Below are 13,937 nucleotides of genomic sequence, written 5' to 3' on the forward strand. Positions count from 1 at the left end.
CTCTGGAAATACGTATGAAAGTGGTAATTGCACCTGATTCATTTAAAGAAAGCTTAACCGCCAAACAAGTGAGCGAGGCGATCAAAACGGGTCTTGCTCGCGTATGGCATGGTGCCGAATTTGTTACGGTTCCGGTCGCAGACGGTGGCGAAGGCACGGTTCAATCTTTGATAGATGCAACTCAAGGCGAACAAGTCTTTACAACGGTGACCGCGCCATTAGGGAATGATGTTGAAGCGTTTTATGGCATCCTCGGCGACGGCGAAACCGCGGTTATTGAAATGGCGGAGGCCAGTGGGCTGCACCTTGTGCCGAGTGACGCTCGCGACCCAAAACTGACCAGTAGCATTGGTACCGGACAGCTGATCAAACACGCGCTAGACCGCGGTATTCAACGCTTAATCATTGGTTTGGGCGGCAGCGCTACTAATGATGGTGGCGTGGGCATGTTGACCGCGTTAGGGGTAACGTTTCTTGATGAATCTGGTCATGCAATTACCCCAAATGGAGGTGGGTTAGCGGCGCTTGCCTCCATCGATATTTCTGGTCTTGACCCACGTTTAGCAACTTGTGAAGTGTTGGTAGCATGCGATGTTGACAACCCACTCTGTGGCGACAAAGGCGCGTCGGCTATCTTTGGCCCGCAAAAGGGAGCGACGACGTCAGACGTCACTCTGCTCGATAACGCATTGCGCAAGTTTGGCGAGTTGACGGAACAAGCGACGGGTAAGCACGTACTGACGCGTGAAGGCGCAGGTGCTGCTGGTGGTATGGGGGCGGCCTTGCTCGGGTACACACCGGCACGTTTGCAACCGGGAATTGAGATTGTGCTTGAAACGGTCAAGCTTGCTCAGCATGTTGCGGATGCGGATATTGTATTCACAGGCGAGGGTCGAATCGATCATCAAACCGCACATGGCAAAACGCCGATGGGAGTTGCTCAGGTGGCCAAGCAGTTTGATTTACCAGTTGTTGCATTGGCTGGTTGTGTGGGCGACAACTATCAGGCGGTTTATGAGTGCGGCATTGATGCGGTGTTTGCTTGTGTACCAAGGGCGATGAGCTTATCTGAGGCCATGAAAGAGGCCGACGTCAACGTTGCCAATTTAGCCGAAAACGTCGCGAGAATGTGGCAAATTAAGTCGCACTGAGGGCGATAACGATACGAGAAAACTCCACCTTTGCGTGGAGTTTTTTGTTGTTACCAGTCTGCGTATGCGGGCATAAGTTCATTTAGCAAGAGCGAGTTAACGAACATGCTTTGCTATCAACTTTGCCAGTGTTTGCATCGCGTGAATCCAATCGGTTTCACTACCAAAGTTTGCCACGCTGAGGCGCACGCAATGTCGATATTGCTCTTGAGTGCCAAATACGGTGCCGGGAAGTAGGCTGATTCTGTGCTTATTGCACGCTTGATACAACGCATAGCTGTCCGTTTCTTTGGGCAGGCGCAACCAAAGCAAGAACGAACCTTGCACGGCGTTGATCTGGTATCGATTTTTTAGAGATTCGTATTCATCCAAGTATTGATGAAGCATCTGGATAAATCGGCGCATGTTGTTTTGATAAACCCGACCCATTCGCGAAGTATGCGTTCGATACTTACCGGACGTTAGAAACGTTGCCACGGCTGATTGCATCAGGTTCAAACTGCCCATGTTCTCACACAGTAGATATTGCTCAATTTGATCTCGATATCGCCCCGCCAACATCCAACCAATTCTCAAACGCGAATCGAGCGTTTTGGATAACGAATTCACGTAAATTACGCGTTGCTTGTCATCGAGCAACCTCAAGCTTGGCAAAGGCTTGTTATAACTTAACCCACCAAATACATCGTCTTCGATAATAGGAACATTGCCGGACGCCAATAGCAATTGCCGGCGCTTTTCTAGCGGCATCATGGCACCAGTTGGGTTGGTGAAGTTTGGCGTTACGATGATCGCTTTTATGTCCCATGCCGCCATTGCTTTTGCTAAGGCTTCGGGGCACATACCGTCTCGTGGGCAACTCGGAATTTCCACCACTTTTAGGCCGAGTGATTCGAGCATCAATAAATTACCAAAATAGCAAGGTGACTCCACCGCGACGATATCGCCTTTTTGTGTCGTTGCGCGCAGCGCTAGGCTAATTGCTTGCTGCGCGCCGTGCGTCACCATGATCTCATCCAACTTGGTTGGTGTGCCCAAATCTTGTGTGGTTTTCGCCAGTTGTTTGATTAAGAGGTGATCACCGGGTGGTAATTGGTAATGGCTCGGTACATGCGTTTGCTGGCGGCTGTGGCGGCCAATCTCGGCGTACAAGCTTTTGATCGCGGGGGAGTCAATGTTTGGGTGGGCAGAGCCTGCGGGCAAACGCTCTTGGTATTCAGGGTACGTGAGGATTTCTTTGCAGATCGAGAGCAAATCCACGCGAGTCGGATCCGGAATTGAGCGAGAGGTCGGCAAGGCGATTTTTACTCGATAACCCGACTTGGGAACCGAGTACACCAAGTTTTGCGCTTCCAGCTCTTGATACGCACGAATCACGGTGTTTTTGCTGACGCTTAATTCTTGGCTCAATGAGCGAATGGAAGGCAGTCGATCATCCACTTGGTAAACGCCAAAATTGATGGCTTGTTTAAGGTGCTTTTCCACCACGAGGTACTTATTCCCTTCACCGCTTTCCAATAAATCTGTACCCATAAAAACACTTCCATCTGTCACTTTTTGAAAACACTGTACCTAATTACATTAACAGTATCTCAAAACATAAAACAAGCGTGAGTGAGGCGATCATGTTAATCCGAGCCATCCCTTTTGTATTTGTCATCCTTTGGGCTTCTGGATTTGTTGGTGCGCGTTTTGGTTTGCAGTATGCCGAGCCAGCGACACTACTTTCTATCCGTATGGCATTCAATGTCTTACTGTTTTTGGTTCTTGTGGCGGTATTGCGCAGAAGGTTGCCGACAGGAAGCGATTTCTGGCACAGCTGTGTGGTGGGTGTGTTGATCCATGGCTTCTATTTAGGCGGCACTTATTTCGCTATTGATTTGGGTATGCCAGCAGGGCTGAGTTCGTTGTTGGTGGGCATTCAGCCGATTTTAACCGCGGCTTTGCTGGTGGTGTTTGTTCGTGAGGAATTTAAACCCTCGCAATGGCTGGGTTTGGCTCTTGGCTTTGTCGGCATCGCCATGGTGCTGATGGGAAACATGGAGTGGCAGTCTGAGCAACATAAGTTCTTAGCCATTGGAGTCTGTTTACTGTCTTTGGTTGGTATCACGTTAGGGACGCTGTATCAGAAAAAACATTGCCAACAGGTGGATATGGTTGGTGGTGCGACGGTGCAATATTTGGCCGCACTCATCATGTTTTTGCCTGTTGCGATGCAGTTTGAAACCATGCAAGTTCAGTGGGAACTGGAGTTTATTTTGACCGTGTTGTGGTTGGTCGTCGTGCTCTCTTGTGTGGCTATCCTACTGCTGCTGTACATGGTGAGAAATGGCGCGTCTTCGAGTGTGGCGTCTGTGTTTTACCTGGTGCCGCCAACAACAGCGATTCAAGCTTGGCTCGCGTTTGGTGAGTCGTTTGATTGGATGGGCATTTCTGGCTTTGTATTAGCGGCCACGGCGGTCTATCTAGTGGTTAAAAAGCCAGAGCTGACGATAAAAAAATCGGTTCAAACAGAATATACCTAAATTGGGTAGGGACATTCACGTGCCAGTGAGTACAATTCTGCTTCATCTTAATCCGTGGAGCAGAGTGATGACGTTAAAGCCAGATCGAATGACCGCGATGCGTAATATCATCGAGCAAGTAAAAGCTGAGCTACCGATTTACGAACCGGAAACCTTTGTGTGTGGGCCGGAAGGGCAGTGCATCGGCTGTCCAAAGAAATTATTAGAAATGGTCGATTCAGAGGTTACTTATTGGGAGTCGGCAATGGAGCGGGGTGTGATTCCGCAGTTTGATGAGATCCGTCGTTTCGGGAAGATGTGCACTAACGTACGTCGCGGACTTGTTCGTAATAACGTTCCACTACTCGGGTAATCTACTTCAGTAAATAAGTGATTGATAAATAAAGTCCTAAAATTGACACATAAATGTGTGCGTTTGCATAGTAACTTGGCGAGCGGTCTCAACTTTGGCCCATGACTCTTGTTTGTCATCTACTAGGGCTTTAAACGTTTTAAATCAGCGATATATTGGCAAGGTCTCACATGGATGTGAGGCAAACGACCATTCATTCTGCTGAGATAAAAAAGTGAGATTAAAGGGATTTACGCTGATGGAAATCACCATAGTGCTCGCCACTTTGGCTTTCATCGCTTTGGCTGCGTTGCCAACACTACTCCACATTCATCGCCAAGCCTATGCGTCGATGTTACACAGTTCCAATTCGTCATTGGGTACCGCGCTTAAATTTTTTAACGCCCGAGTGGCGATAGACAATGCTGCCGAGCAAAACCAAGTCCACTATATTGATAGGAACGTAAAAACCTTAAGTGGTATGCCAGAAGCGAGCGCCAATAGCATTGGTGCGTTATTAGAAATCGATTTGCCGCAGAGTGGCGTGTCCAAAATTGATGTTCCCTGCAAAGGCAGTGACTTTTGTATTATTGGTCAGCAACACCCAAATAGTACCCACTTTGTGTCTATTCCCGATTATCAATTTGTCGACCAGTCAGGTCTTGATCGGGTGGTGTACATTTGGCCGCAAGGGTATACCTTGGCAGAAGAGGCATGCTATTTCTATTATGTAAATCAAGCATCCACAGAGTCTATCGTCCGAGGACACGTTACTGAGGGTTGTTAGGCGCGCTTAACATCATCTTCTGACTCATCAACACTTCGCCATTGGGGAGAGTGACTTCTCCTAGTTCACCATGGTGCTCAAATCCAAATCGTTCGTACAACGCTATCGCGGCAAGGTTGTCCTTATAAACATTAAGTACAATGGTGTCGTAACCATATTCCCAGGCACTTTTAAGTGCAACAGACAATAGCTGCTTACCTAGCCCTTTTCCTCTGAATGTTCTATCGATATGAATACCTAAAATGCCTGTGCTAGTGAGTTGACCGCCTTCATAACCGCATAGTTCGGCAGGAAAAACCTCTACACTACCAACCAGAATGTGATGGTCCAAAGCAACAAATTGAGGAATCGATTCAAGTTCTACGCGACGTAAAATATTGGTCAGGGTGTCTTTATCTGGAGCCGGACTGCGCAGGTATTTACCTTCGGCATAGACTCGGTTCCACAGTTCGGTAAAGCGCTCGATATCGCTTACCTGGATGGGTCTGATTTGCATTCATCTTCCTTGATTAGTGCAGGTTAGTGATGGTTAAGGTACGAGTTCAGATAAACAGCGAATTTGATTCGGAATGGGATCGGCTGGCGCATTGGCTCCTGTTGGATTAAACCAAATCGTATTTACGCCAGCTTGCATTGCAGGGGAAATGTCTTTATGAGGCAAGTCGCCAACCATAGTTAACTCACTCACGTTAACCCCTAGCTGTTTTGCGATAGCAAGATAAAACTCAGGTTGTTTTTTAGCGATGCCGAGATTGGCAAAACAAAAGTAGCCATTTAAGTGCTGGTCTAAGTCGACGCGGACGAATGCACGCTGAACCTCTTCCATGTTGGAATTAGACGCACTGGTCGCGATGTAAATAGCATGATTTTGGGAAAGTGTTGCCAGTGTTTCTTTGGCCAGAGGAATCGTTTCTACGTGTTCCCAATCGCACATTTTTCCTTGTGCGTGAGGGAAATCCACCATTAAGGTGTTCCCCCAATCGAAAAGATAAATCATGTTCGAATCTCCTTTATCCGCACATCATATCGTCTTTTCTAAAATCAGGGGATAAATTGCATCGATAAATGCGATTTAGGTGGCTTTAGTCGTGAAAAGCGCTTAATTGTCGTTATCGTTACAAATGTTTCAGCATAATGCGTGAGTTAGTTTTAAAACCTTGCTTGTCGTAAAACCGCTGTGCTGGTTGATTGAATTCCATCACTTCTAATCGAACTTGTGTAGCATTGGCATCGCGCGCCCATTGCTCACAGACCTCAAGCAGTTGGCGACCGATGCCCTGCTGCTTCTGCTCCTCATCGACAACAATCGTTCCTACTCGACAAATTGGATCTTTGATCAGAAAGCTGACGGTTTCATTCTGAGTGATCATCGCGGTTAAAAAGCCGACTACCTCCTTTTCATGTTCTGCGACTAAAAACAAGCGTTCATCATTCTCGAGAGCCTGAGTGAGGAACGCTCGGTCGTCTTCCGAAGGTGCTACAAAAGCTTCAGGCGCGTTGGCAAAATGCAGTGCGTTGATTTGTAGGTTTAATTCAAAAATTGCATCCAAATCGTCAGGAGTTGCTTGTCGAATGTTGACTTCCATTTTACTTACCGCCTGAAAGATCGATAAAAGAGCCTGTAACATAAGAAGCTTCATCACTGAGTAGCCAAGCGATCGCATTCGCCACTTCTTCTACCGTGCCGCCCCGTTTCAGTGGAATTTGAGGGCTGAGCCTATCCACTCGGTTTGGTTCTCCACCATCGGCGTGCATATCGGTATAAATGAAACCAGGTCGAACGCCATTGACGCGAATATTTCGGTCTGCCAATTCAAGCGATAGCCCTTTGGTTAAGGTATCCATTGCGCCTTTTGATGTGGCGTAATCGACATATTCGAATGGCGCGCCTGAGCGTGATGCCCCAGAAGAAACATTCACAATTGCGCCACCAGTACTGAATCGCTTCGCCGCTTCTCTACAACAGAGAAAGCAGCTATTCACATTAGTGTTCATTACTTTCTGAAAGCGTTCCAAGCTGATTTCCGCCAACGGTGACTGAGTAAATAGAATGCCAACGTTGTTGACCAAATGGGTGACTGAGCCTAGTGCGTTTTCTGTTGCATCGAAAAGATTGAGCACTTGTTGCTCGTCCGATACATCTGCTTGAACGGCGATCGCTTTTCCGCCATTTGCTTGTATGTCTCTGATCACTTGGTGAGCTGCTTCACTTTGCGCACGGTAATTAACACACACGGCATAGCCTTGCTCGGCCAGTTTTTTCGCCGTTGCGGCTCCAATGCCTCGGCTTGCGCCAGTAACGATGACTACTTTATTCAAAATACATCCTTATTTTTGTAGCGAGTAGATTTTGTCGGCGTAACGCTTGTCGCCAATTTGGTATGCGTCAGGAATGACTTCAGATAGCTCGAATCCGCACTTCATGAGAACACGCTCTGAAGCAATATTCCCTTCAGTGACCGTAGCGGAAAAGCGGTCGATGTCATGTGTTGCTCTCGCCCAATTTAGAAGCGCTTGAAGGGTTTCTGTTCCAAACTGTCGGCCATGAAATTCAGGCAAAAGTAAGTAACCCACCTCTGCGTTACCTTCTTCAATGGCAAGGCCAGTGACGCCAATCGGTTGTTCAGATTGCTTATCGAGTATGACGAGGCAAAGCCAGTGCTGACTGTCTGGTGTCCATGGTAATAATCGCGAAGCAAATTTTTCTTTTATTTGTTTTTCGCTCGGGCGATCAAAACAGAGCTCAATGATCTCTGGTTCGGAATGTAATCGCTGAAATAGTTCCCAATCGCTGGCTTCGATAGGTCTTAATCGGCTTCGGTGAGTCTCAATATAAACTGACATGCGTGTCCTTACAGCATTTATGTAGAGAGCCAGTTTCTCATCCTCTTATCTCTTTAATCAAACGGTTGCACTTACAAAAGTGATTTGTGTGGTGAATGTCTAGTTGGGGAATGAATTCTTACTGAATACTCATTTGTGGGATGAAAATAACGAAATTTCATACTTGAGACACATAGAGCAACACGGAAATGATGTGGATCAAGAGAGAACTACCCATAAAGTAGTATTTTGCGATCTATAATTACATTTTATTTGGAAGTGTTGCTAATTATGTCAATAAAAAAACGATATGTTGCACTGCTGGTTGCTGCCGGCATTGGTGTGGGCTGGTTAACATTAGGTGGTACTGCAGCGGTAATGCATTACACCTCTGATACTGAGTTCTGTCTCTCGTGCCACTCTATGGAAATCCCTTACAAAGAGTACCAAGGCTCAGTGCACTTCAGTAATGCGAAAGGCATTCGTGCCGAGTGTTCTGATTGCCACATCCCACAAGAACCGATGGACTACCTGATCACGAAGATTCGTGCATCGAAAGACATCTACCATGAGTTCGTGACTGGCAAGATCGACACGCCAGAAAAATACGAAGCGCACCGCAAAGAGCTTGCGGAGATGGTGTGGGAGCAGTTCCGTGAAAACGACTCTGCAACGTGCCGTTCTTGCCACGACTTTGACGCGATGGAAGAATTTGAGCAATCTCGCGATGCAGCGAAAATGCACGAGTACGCAAAAGCGAACGATCAAACGTGTATCGATTGTCACAAAGGCGTTGCTCACTTTGCACCAGAAGCTGAGCTAGACAGCAAGGCATTTGAAACGTTGATGAGCTTCACCACAAAAACATCACCTGGTGCCAAAGTCGTTTACCCTGTGACTGAAATCGCAATGGGTGAAATGGGTAAAATTAACCCAACGACGAAGTTAGAAGTAATCAGCTCTGAAGGTGATGAGCGTACTGTTAAGTTGGACGCATTCCAAATGAAAGGCGCAGAGCAAGTGCTGTACATGGGTGAAGGTCAACGTGCCATCGTAGCAACGCTAAACGAGCAAGGTCAGCAAGCTCTTGAGGGCGGTGAGTTTAAGGCCGACGTTTACGGCAACGAATGGCGCGCAGTGTCACTAACAGGCACGATCGATTCTCCTGTTGTGGATACACTTGACCCAGTTTGGTCATACGCAGAAGAGCTAGACAACGTTTATTGTGCAACTTGTCACGCGAAAATTCCTTCAAATCACTTCACAGTGAACGCATGGGGACCAGTGGCGAAGAGTATGGGTGATCGAACAGACATCACTGCCGAAAACCTAGAAATTCTTACTAAGTTCTTCCAGCACCACGCGAAAGATGTGGTTGGTCACTAACGATAAATAGAAGGATAAGATTATGACTAATTTAACCCGTCGTGGATTTCTAAAAGGCACAGGTATGGCGGCTGGCGCCATGGCATTTACTTCTTTTGCGCCTATGTCTGTTGCGTCTTCAAACCAGCGTGGCAAGGGCATTTTGACAGCGGGCCGCATGGGCCCAATGTTATGTGAAGTGAAAGATGGCAAGCTAGTATCGACCACTAATGCTCTGCCACAAACTGTACCAAATAGTCTACAAACTACAGGGCCTGACCAAGTGCATACCAAGGCGCGTGTGAAGTACCCAATGGTACGTAAAGGCTACTTGGCAAACCCATCGTCGCCAGAAGGTGTGCGCGGTAGTGATGAGTTTGTGCGTGTGTCTTGGGATGAGGCTTACAAGCTGATCCACGAGCAGCACATGCGAATTCGCAAAGAATATGGCCCAGCTTCTGTGTTTGCTGGTTCTTACGGCTGGCGTTCAAGTGGCGTGCTGCACAAAGCACAAACCTTGCTGCAACGTTACATGAGCATGGCGGGCGGCTATTCAGGCCACTTGGGTGACTACTCAACGGGTGCTGCGCAGATCATCATGCCGCACGTTGTGGGCTCTATCGAAGTGTACGAGCAACAAACTACATACCCAGTGATACTAGAGCACAGCGATGTGGTTGTGCTTTGGGGCTTAAACCCAATCAACACTCTAAAAATCGCGTGGAGCTCAACAGACTGTGCTGGTCTTGAATTCTTCCATCAATTGAAAAAATCAGGCAAGACGGTTATTGCGATTGACCCTATTCGTTCTGAAACCATCGAGTTCTTTGGTGAGAATGCGGAGTGGATTGCTCCTCACCCAATGACCGACGTAGCAATGATGATGGGTATCGCACACACCTTGGTGAAACAAGGTAAGCACGATAAAGCCTTCCTCGATAAATACACCGCAGGCTACGATAAGTTTGAAGCGTACCTGATGGGCGAAGAAGACGGCGTAGAAAAATCAGCAGAATGGGCATCACAAATCTGTGGCGTACCTGCGAAGCAACTTGAGCTACTGGCGGACATCTTCAGTAAAAACCGCACCATGTTGATGGCTGGTTGGGGTATGCAGCGCCAACAATACGGTGAGCAGCGTCACTGGATGCTGGTTACACTGGCAACGATGTTGGGTCAAATCGGTTTACCGGGCGGTGGTTTTGGTTTCTCTTACCACTACTCAAACGGTGGTAACCCTGCTCGTGATGCTGGTGTACTTCCTGCGATTTCGGCATCACTGGGTGGTGGCTCTTCTGCGGGTAACGACTGGGCGGTGTCTGGCGCGGTGCAAAGCTTCCCTGTGGCGCGTATTGTCGAGGCGTTGGAAAACCCAGGTCAATCCTACCATCACAACGGTCATGAACTGACGTTCCCAGATATCAAGATGATTTGGTGGGCAGGTGGTGCGAACTTTACTCACCACCAAGACACCAACCGCTTGATTAAAGCATGGCAAAAGCCTGAGCTGATCGTGATTTCAGAGCCTTACTGGACGGCGGCTGCGAAGCACGCGGACATCGTTCTGCCAATCACCACATCGTTCGAGCGTAACGACTTAACGATGACGGGTGACTACAGTAACCAACACTTGGTGCCAATGAAGAAAGTGGTTGAGCCGCAAGGTGAAGCGCGTAATGACTTCGATGTATTCGCGGACATGGCAGAGATGCTAGCTCCGGGTGGCCGTGACGTGTACACCGAAGGCAAGACTGAAATGGAATGGCTGTACGGCTTCTACAAGGCGGCGCAACAAGGTGGCCGTGGCTCTCGCGTAGCAATGCCGAACTTCAGCAAGTTCTGGGAAGATAACCAACTGATCGAGATGAAGTGGAACGAGAAGAACGCACAGTTTGTTCGTTACGCAGATTTCCGTGAAGACCCGATCATGAATCCACTCGGTACACCAAGTGGTAAGATCGAAATCTTCTCGAAAACCATTGAAGGTTACCAGTTGGAAGACTGTCCTCCACACCCAACGTGGATGGCACCAACCGAGTACACCGGCAATGCAAAAGATGGCGAGTTGCAGCTAATGACCGCGCACGCAGCGCATCGTCTACACAGCCAGTTTAACTACGCGAAGATTCGCGAAGAGTACGCAATTGCAAACCGTGAACCTATTTGGATTCACCCTGAAGATGCGAAAGCGCGTGGTATTAAAACGGGCGATCTAGTTCGTGCGTTTAACAACCGTGGCCAAGTATTGGTTGGTGCAGAAGTGACTGACCGAATCAAGCAAGGTTCAGTGTGTATTCATGAAGGCGGTTGGCCGGATTTGGATCCGAAAACCGGCATTTGTAAGAACGGCGGTTGTAACGTGTTAACGTTGGATATTCCGACCTCTCGACTTGCAAACGGCTGTGCGGCGAACTCGGCACTGGTTCGTATTGAAAAATACACTGGCCCAGAATTAGAACTAACGGCGTTTGAACCACCAAAAAATGGCTAGAAAAAAGTAGCGCTTGAAAGCAAGAAGCCAGCGAATCGCTGGCTTCTTTTTTATCTAGTCATCGTTCACATTAGCGCGAAGCGAGAGAAACAAACGGCATCTGTTTCTTAATCTGAAATGTCGGGAGTAAAGTAAATACAATCGCGACAAACAAGACCGAACCTATTAAATCTTCAGGGCGATGCATGCCCAGCCATAAGCGGCTATATGCGACGCTCATTCCCCACATCCATAATGACAGTGCAGAGATATAGCACTTGTTCTGTAAGAACAACCCACCAAAGAAAGCCAAACAAATCGAAACGAAAATCGTATGGCCGGATGGGAAAGAATAGTCTTTCTCGCCTTGCCAATGGCGTGTCCGCCAATCACTGACGTGTTCAGAAATCTGGTTAATTACGTTGGCTTGTTGCTTTGTCTCCAACTGATAAAACGTTTCTGGTGTTTCAATCAATTGTTCTGCTGCGAGCAATTCCGTGTATGGGCGCGGGCTTTCTGTCATCAGTTTTAGCCCCGTTTTGCTGGCAAAGCCAATCACAAGTAACAGCCCTAACATTGAGAGTTTTTGCATCCACTCAGTGCGACTTGGTTTAAAGCGAAATAAAGAAAGCAGTAGCAGCGTTAAGGTAATTAAAAAGCCTTTGCTTCCAGCAGAATCTGTGAGCAAAGTAAAAGTAATACCCAGACTTTCAGGCACCTGTGAAGTGAGATTGTGATAAGAGCCAAACAGCGACATTGGGATGATGCCAAGAACAAACAAGGCGAGCATCATCAATCCATATTTTTTGGTTTTCATTGAGAGCGTTTTGTTTTTATTGAGGGTTATTCAACCACGTGAAAATAAGGGGCTTATCTTACGTTATCTGGCGTGAAAAACTTATCAACGCTTTGTCAATTTGACGAGAGAATGAAGGTTGAGTGATGAATTGATGGCATTTATCCGGAGGGTAAAGGCGCTCATCCTTAAGCGTTGGGGTCTTAATCCATCAGAGAAAGTAAGTACTCTGCTGCTTTGGTTGGGTTTTCTGCATGACAAATGGCAGAAACCAAAGCCAAACCATGCACACCTGTCGTACTCAGGGCAGGAATGTTGGTTTCGTTGATGCCACCAATAGCGACGATTGGTAAAGACGTGGTGTTCAGCGCCATCTTCAAACCTTCAATACCCCAGTGTTTTTTGGTGTTGGTTTTGGTTGGTGTAGCGAAGATGGCACTCAAACCGATGTAATCAATGGGCAGAGAATCCGCCTCTGCCAACTGCTCTTCAGTCTCAATCGACAAGCCTAGAATCTTGTTTGGGCCAATCAATTGACGAGCGATCTCTGCTGGCATGTCTGACTGCCCGAGGTGAACCCCATCGGCATCGACGGCAAGGGCAACATCAACACGATCATTGATGATTAACGGGACGTCAGTGCCTTCAAGGATCGTCTTGACGGCTTGAGCACGTTCGATAAACGCACGTACATCACCGTGCTTTTCGCGAACTTGCACCATGGTGACCCCACCTTCTACCGCCATTCTTACAACGTGTTTGAGAGTGGGTAAATCTTGTTGGTCGTCGGTGACCAAATACAAACGATAGGCGTTCATTGTGTTTCCTTTCGCCTCCCACTTTAGTTGGAGTGAGAGGCGTTTAAAGCATTGAGAAGCGATTTATCTCACTTGTAATTTAAGACGTGTTGCCAGTGTTTCTTCATCCAGTTGGTAAAGCTCATCCAAAAGATGCATTTGCAAGCTACCTGGCCCTCGCGCTTGCTCAGCCGCAATTTCACCCACAACGCCAAGCACCGCTGCCGCAGCAAGGCCTGTTTCGTCGCCGATTGCTGCGAAAGCGCCAGTCAGTGCCGTCAGTGTGCAGCCCATGCCCGTTACGTATGGCATCATCTCGTGACCATTATTCAACTGGACGGTTTGCTCTTTTGTCACGATGTAGTCAGTTTCGCCGGAGATCACCACGCTCGCTCCATATTCTTCAATTAAGAAGTGAGCCGCCCCAAGGGCTGCATCACTACTGTCGAGTGCATCTACACCTTTGCTTTGCGCTTGCTCACCAGCGAGAGCAATGATTTCGGACGCATTACCACGAATGATTAACTTGTTTGCAAGGCGGGCGATTTCGCGCGAGGTTTCGGTACGTAGTGAACTTGCACCGCAACCGACAGGGTCGAGCACAACGATTTTACCGTTCGAGTTGGCTTGCTCGACGGCATAGCTCATGCGCGGCGTCCAAACGCTGTCTAGGGTGCCGATGTTGATCACCAAAGCGCCAGCAAACGACATCATTTCTGCCATTTCTTGCTTTGAATGCGCCATGATTGGCGAAGCACCGATAGCCAACAAAGCGTTCGCCGTGTTGTTCATCACCACGTAGTTGGTAATGTTCACGACTAAAGGCTTTTGCTGACGCACTGCGGTTAATGCTTGAGTGATTTGTTCTATTAACATGAGATTCTCCAATTAA

Annotated in this window: 15 protein-coding genes; 6 read left to right on the forward strand and 9 right to left on the reverse strand. The window is 47.8% G+C overall.

All coding sequences use genetic code 11. The annotated features are described in order from the left end of the window. The first annotated feature begins 14 nt into the window (after positions 1-14). The gene (locus OO778_RS21155) at positions 15-1,151 is read left to right on the forward strand and encodes a glycerate kinase (protein WP_258638791.1); all 1,137 of its coding nucleotides are present in this window, start codon (positions 15-17) and stop codon (positions 1,149-1,151) included. Positions 1,152-1,247: 96 nt separating this feature from the next. Here the strand turns inward: OO778_RS21155 and OO778_RS21160 are convergent, their stop codons facing one another. Continuing rightward, complete coding sequence (locus OO778_RS21160) at positions 1,248-2,684, reverse strand: PLP-dependent aminotransferase family protein (protein ID WP_264911545.1); 1,437 nt, start codon at positions 2,682-2,684, stop codon at positions 1,248-1,250. A gap of 92 nt (positions 2,685-2,776) precedes the next feature. Between OO778_RS21160 and OO778_RS21165 the strand changes: the two genes are divergently transcribed. The 3 genes from OO778_RS21165 (at position 2,777) to OO778_RS21175 (ending at position 4,794) form a co-directional block, all read left to right on the forward strand. Then, on the forward strand, positions 2,777-3,676 hold the full coding sequence (locus tag OO778_RS21165; protein WP_248380509.1) for a DMT family transporter: 900 nt from the start codon (positions 2,777-2,779) through the stop codon (positions 3,674-3,676). A 67-nt stretch (positions 3,677-3,743) separates the two neighbouring features. Then, positions 3,744-4,028 (forward strand): hypothetical protein, encoded by a 285-nt coding sequence (locus OO778_RS21170; RefSeq protein ID WP_047009765.1) that lies wholly within the window; start codon positions 3,744-3,746, stop codon positions 4,026-4,028. A gap of 238 nt (positions 4,029-4,266) precedes the next feature. Beyond that, a complete protein-coding gene (locus tag OO778_RS21175; protein WP_054866721.1) occupies positions 4,267-4,794 on the forward strand; it encodes a hypothetical protein in 528 nt (175 codons plus the stop codon). On the opposite strand, the gene OO778_RS21180 is transcribed toward OO778_RS21175, so the two are convergent. The 5 genes from OO778_RS21180 to OO778_RS21200 form a co-directional block, all read right to left on the reverse strand. Next, positions 4,778-5,290, reverse strand: coding sequence for a GNAT family N-acetyltransferase (locus OO778_RS21180; protein WP_256936788.1), 513 nt, complete (start codon positions 5,288-5,290; stop codon positions 4,778-4,780). The two genes, OO778_RS21175 and OO778_RS21180, sit on opposite strands and share 17 nt — an antisense overlap. Positions 5,291-5,323: 33 nt before the next feature. Then, a complete protein-coding gene (locus tag OO778_RS21185) occupies positions 5,324-5,791 on the reverse strand; it encodes an HAD family hydrolase (protein WP_264911546.1) in 468 nt (155 codons plus the stop codon). 118 nt (positions 5,792-5,909) lie between these two features. Continuing rightward, on the reverse strand, positions 5,910-6,380 hold the full coding sequence (locus OO778_RS21190; protein WP_124008234.1) for a GNAT family N-acetyltransferase: 471 nt from the start codon (positions 6,378-6,380) through the stop codon (positions 5,910-5,912). A 1-nt stretch (position 6,381) separates the two neighbouring features. Beyond that, positions 6,382-7,113: a glucose 1-dehydrogenase gene (locus OO778_RS21195; RefSeq protein WP_047009769.1), complete on the reverse strand. Its 732-nt coding sequence runs from the start codon at positions 7,111-7,113 to the stop codon at positions 6,382-6,384. A gap of 9 nt (positions 7,114-7,122) precedes the next feature. Next, entirely contained in the window at positions 7,123-7,638 is a 516-nt protein-coding gene (locus OO778_RS21200; protein WP_047009770.1) for a GNAT family N-acetyltransferase, read from the reverse strand. 270 nt (positions 7,639-7,908) lie between these two features. On the opposite strand from OO778_RS21200, the gene OO778_RS21205 reads away from it, so the two are divergent. Continuing rightward, positions 7,909-9,003 (forward strand): NapC/NirT family cytochrome c, encoded by a 1,095-nt coding sequence (locus OO778_RS21205; RefSeq protein WP_264911549.1) that lies wholly within the window; start codon positions 7,909-7,911, stop codon positions 9,001-9,003. A 22-nt stretch (positions 9,004-9,025) separates the two neighbouring features. Then, on the forward strand, positions 9,026-11,473 hold the full coding sequence (locus tag OO778_RS21210; protein WP_264911550.1) for a trimethylamine-N-oxide reductase 2: 2,448 nt from the start codon (positions 9,026-9,028) through the stop codon (positions 11,471-11,473). A 70-nt stretch (positions 11,474-11,543) separates the two neighbouring features. On the opposite strand, the gene OO778_RS21215 is transcribed toward OO778_RS21210, so the two are convergent. The 3 genes from OO778_RS21215 to thiM all read right to left on the reverse strand — a co-directional run bounded on the left by OO778_RS21215 (position 11,544) and on the right by thiM (position 13,921). Then, positions 11,544-12,269 (reverse strand): phosphatase PAP2 family protein, encoded by a 726-nt coding sequence (locus tag OO778_RS21215; RefSeq protein WP_264911551.1) that lies wholly within the window; start codon positions 12,267-12,269, stop codon positions 11,544-11,546. A 182-nt stretch (positions 12,270-12,451) separates the two neighbouring features. After that, on the reverse strand, positions 12,452-13,066 hold the full coding sequence (gene thiE / locus OO778_RS21220; protein ID WP_264911552.1) for a thiamine phosphate synthase: 615 nt from the start codon (positions 13,064-13,066) through the stop codon (positions 12,452-12,454). A 63-nt stretch (positions 13,067-13,129) separates the two neighbouring features. Next, on the reverse strand, positions 13,130-13,921 hold the full coding sequence (gene thiM / locus OO778_RS21225) for a hydroxyethylthiazole kinase (protein WP_005391861.1): 792 nt from the start codon (positions 13,919-13,921) through the stop codon (positions 13,130-13,132). Between the last annotated feature and the right edge of the window lie 16 nt (positions 13,922-13,937).

Origin of the sequence: Vibrio sp. STUT-A16 (assembly GCF_026000495.1) — a bacterium.
In the GTDB taxonomy this organism is placed as follows: domain Bacteria; phylum Pseudomonadota; class Gammaproteobacteria; order Enterobacterales; family Vibrionaceae; genus Vibrio; species Vibrio diabolicus.

What these genes read in the sequence shown, in the direction of transcription:
- OO778_RS21175 (WP_054866721.1), top strand. Translation starts at nt 4,267, where the DNA reads ATGGAAATCACCATAGTGCTCGCCACTTTGGCTTTCATCGCTTTGGCT.
- OO778_RS21200 (WP_047009770.1), bottom strand. Translation starts at nt 7,638, where the DNA reads ATGTCAGTTTATATTGAGACTCACCGAAGCCGATTAAGACCTATCGAA.
- OO778_RS21210 (WP_264911550.1), top strand. Translation starts at nt 9,026, where the DNA reads ATGACTAATTTAACCCGTCGTGGATTTCTAAAAGGCACAGGTATGGCG.
- OO778_RS21205 (WP_264911549.1), top strand. Translation starts at nt 7,909, where the DNA reads ATGTCAATAAAAAAACGATATGTTGCACTGCTGGTTGCTGCCGGCATT.
- OO778_RS21185 (WP_264911546.1), bottom strand. Translation starts at nt 5,791, where the DNA reads ATGATTTATCTTTTCGATTGGGGGAACACCTTAATGGTGGATTTCCCT.
- OO778_RS21165 (WP_248380509.1), top strand. Translation starts at nt 2,777, where the DNA reads ATGTTAATCCGAGCCATCCCTTTTGTATTTGTCATCCTTTGGGCTTCT.
- thiE (WP_264911552.1), bottom strand. Translation starts at nt 13,066, where the DNA reads ATGAACGCCTATCGTTTGTATTTGGTCACCGACGACCAACAAGATTTA.
- OO778_RS21215 (WP_264911551.1), bottom strand. Translation starts at nt 12,269, where the DNA reads ATGAAAACCAAAAAATATGGATTGATGATGCTCGCCTTGTTTGTTCTT.
- OO778_RS21160 (WP_264911545.1), bottom strand. Translation starts at nt 2,684, where the DNA reads ATGGGTACAGATTTATTGGAAAGCGGTGAAGGGAATAAGTACCTCGTG.
- OO778_RS21155 (WP_258638791.1), top strand. Translation starts at nt 15, where the DNA reads ATGAAAGTGGTAATTGCACCTGATTCATTTAAAGAAAGCTTAACCGCC.
- OO778_RS21190 (WP_124008234.1), bottom strand. Translation starts at nt 6,380, where the DNA reads ATGGAAGTCAACATTCGACAAGCAACTCCTGACGATTTGGATGCAATT.
- thiM (WP_005391861.1), bottom strand. Translation starts at nt 13,921, where the DNA reads ATGTTAATAGAACAAATCACTCAAGCATTAACCGCAGTGCGTCAGCAA.
- OO778_RS21170 (WP_047009765.1), top strand. Translation starts at nt 3,744, where the DNA reads ATGACGTTAAAGCCAGATCGAATGACCGCGATGCGTAATATCATCGAG.
- OO778_RS21180 (WP_256936788.1), bottom strand. Translation starts at nt 5,290, where the DNA reads ATGCAAATCAGACCCATCCAGGTAAGCGATATCGAGCGCTTTACCGAA.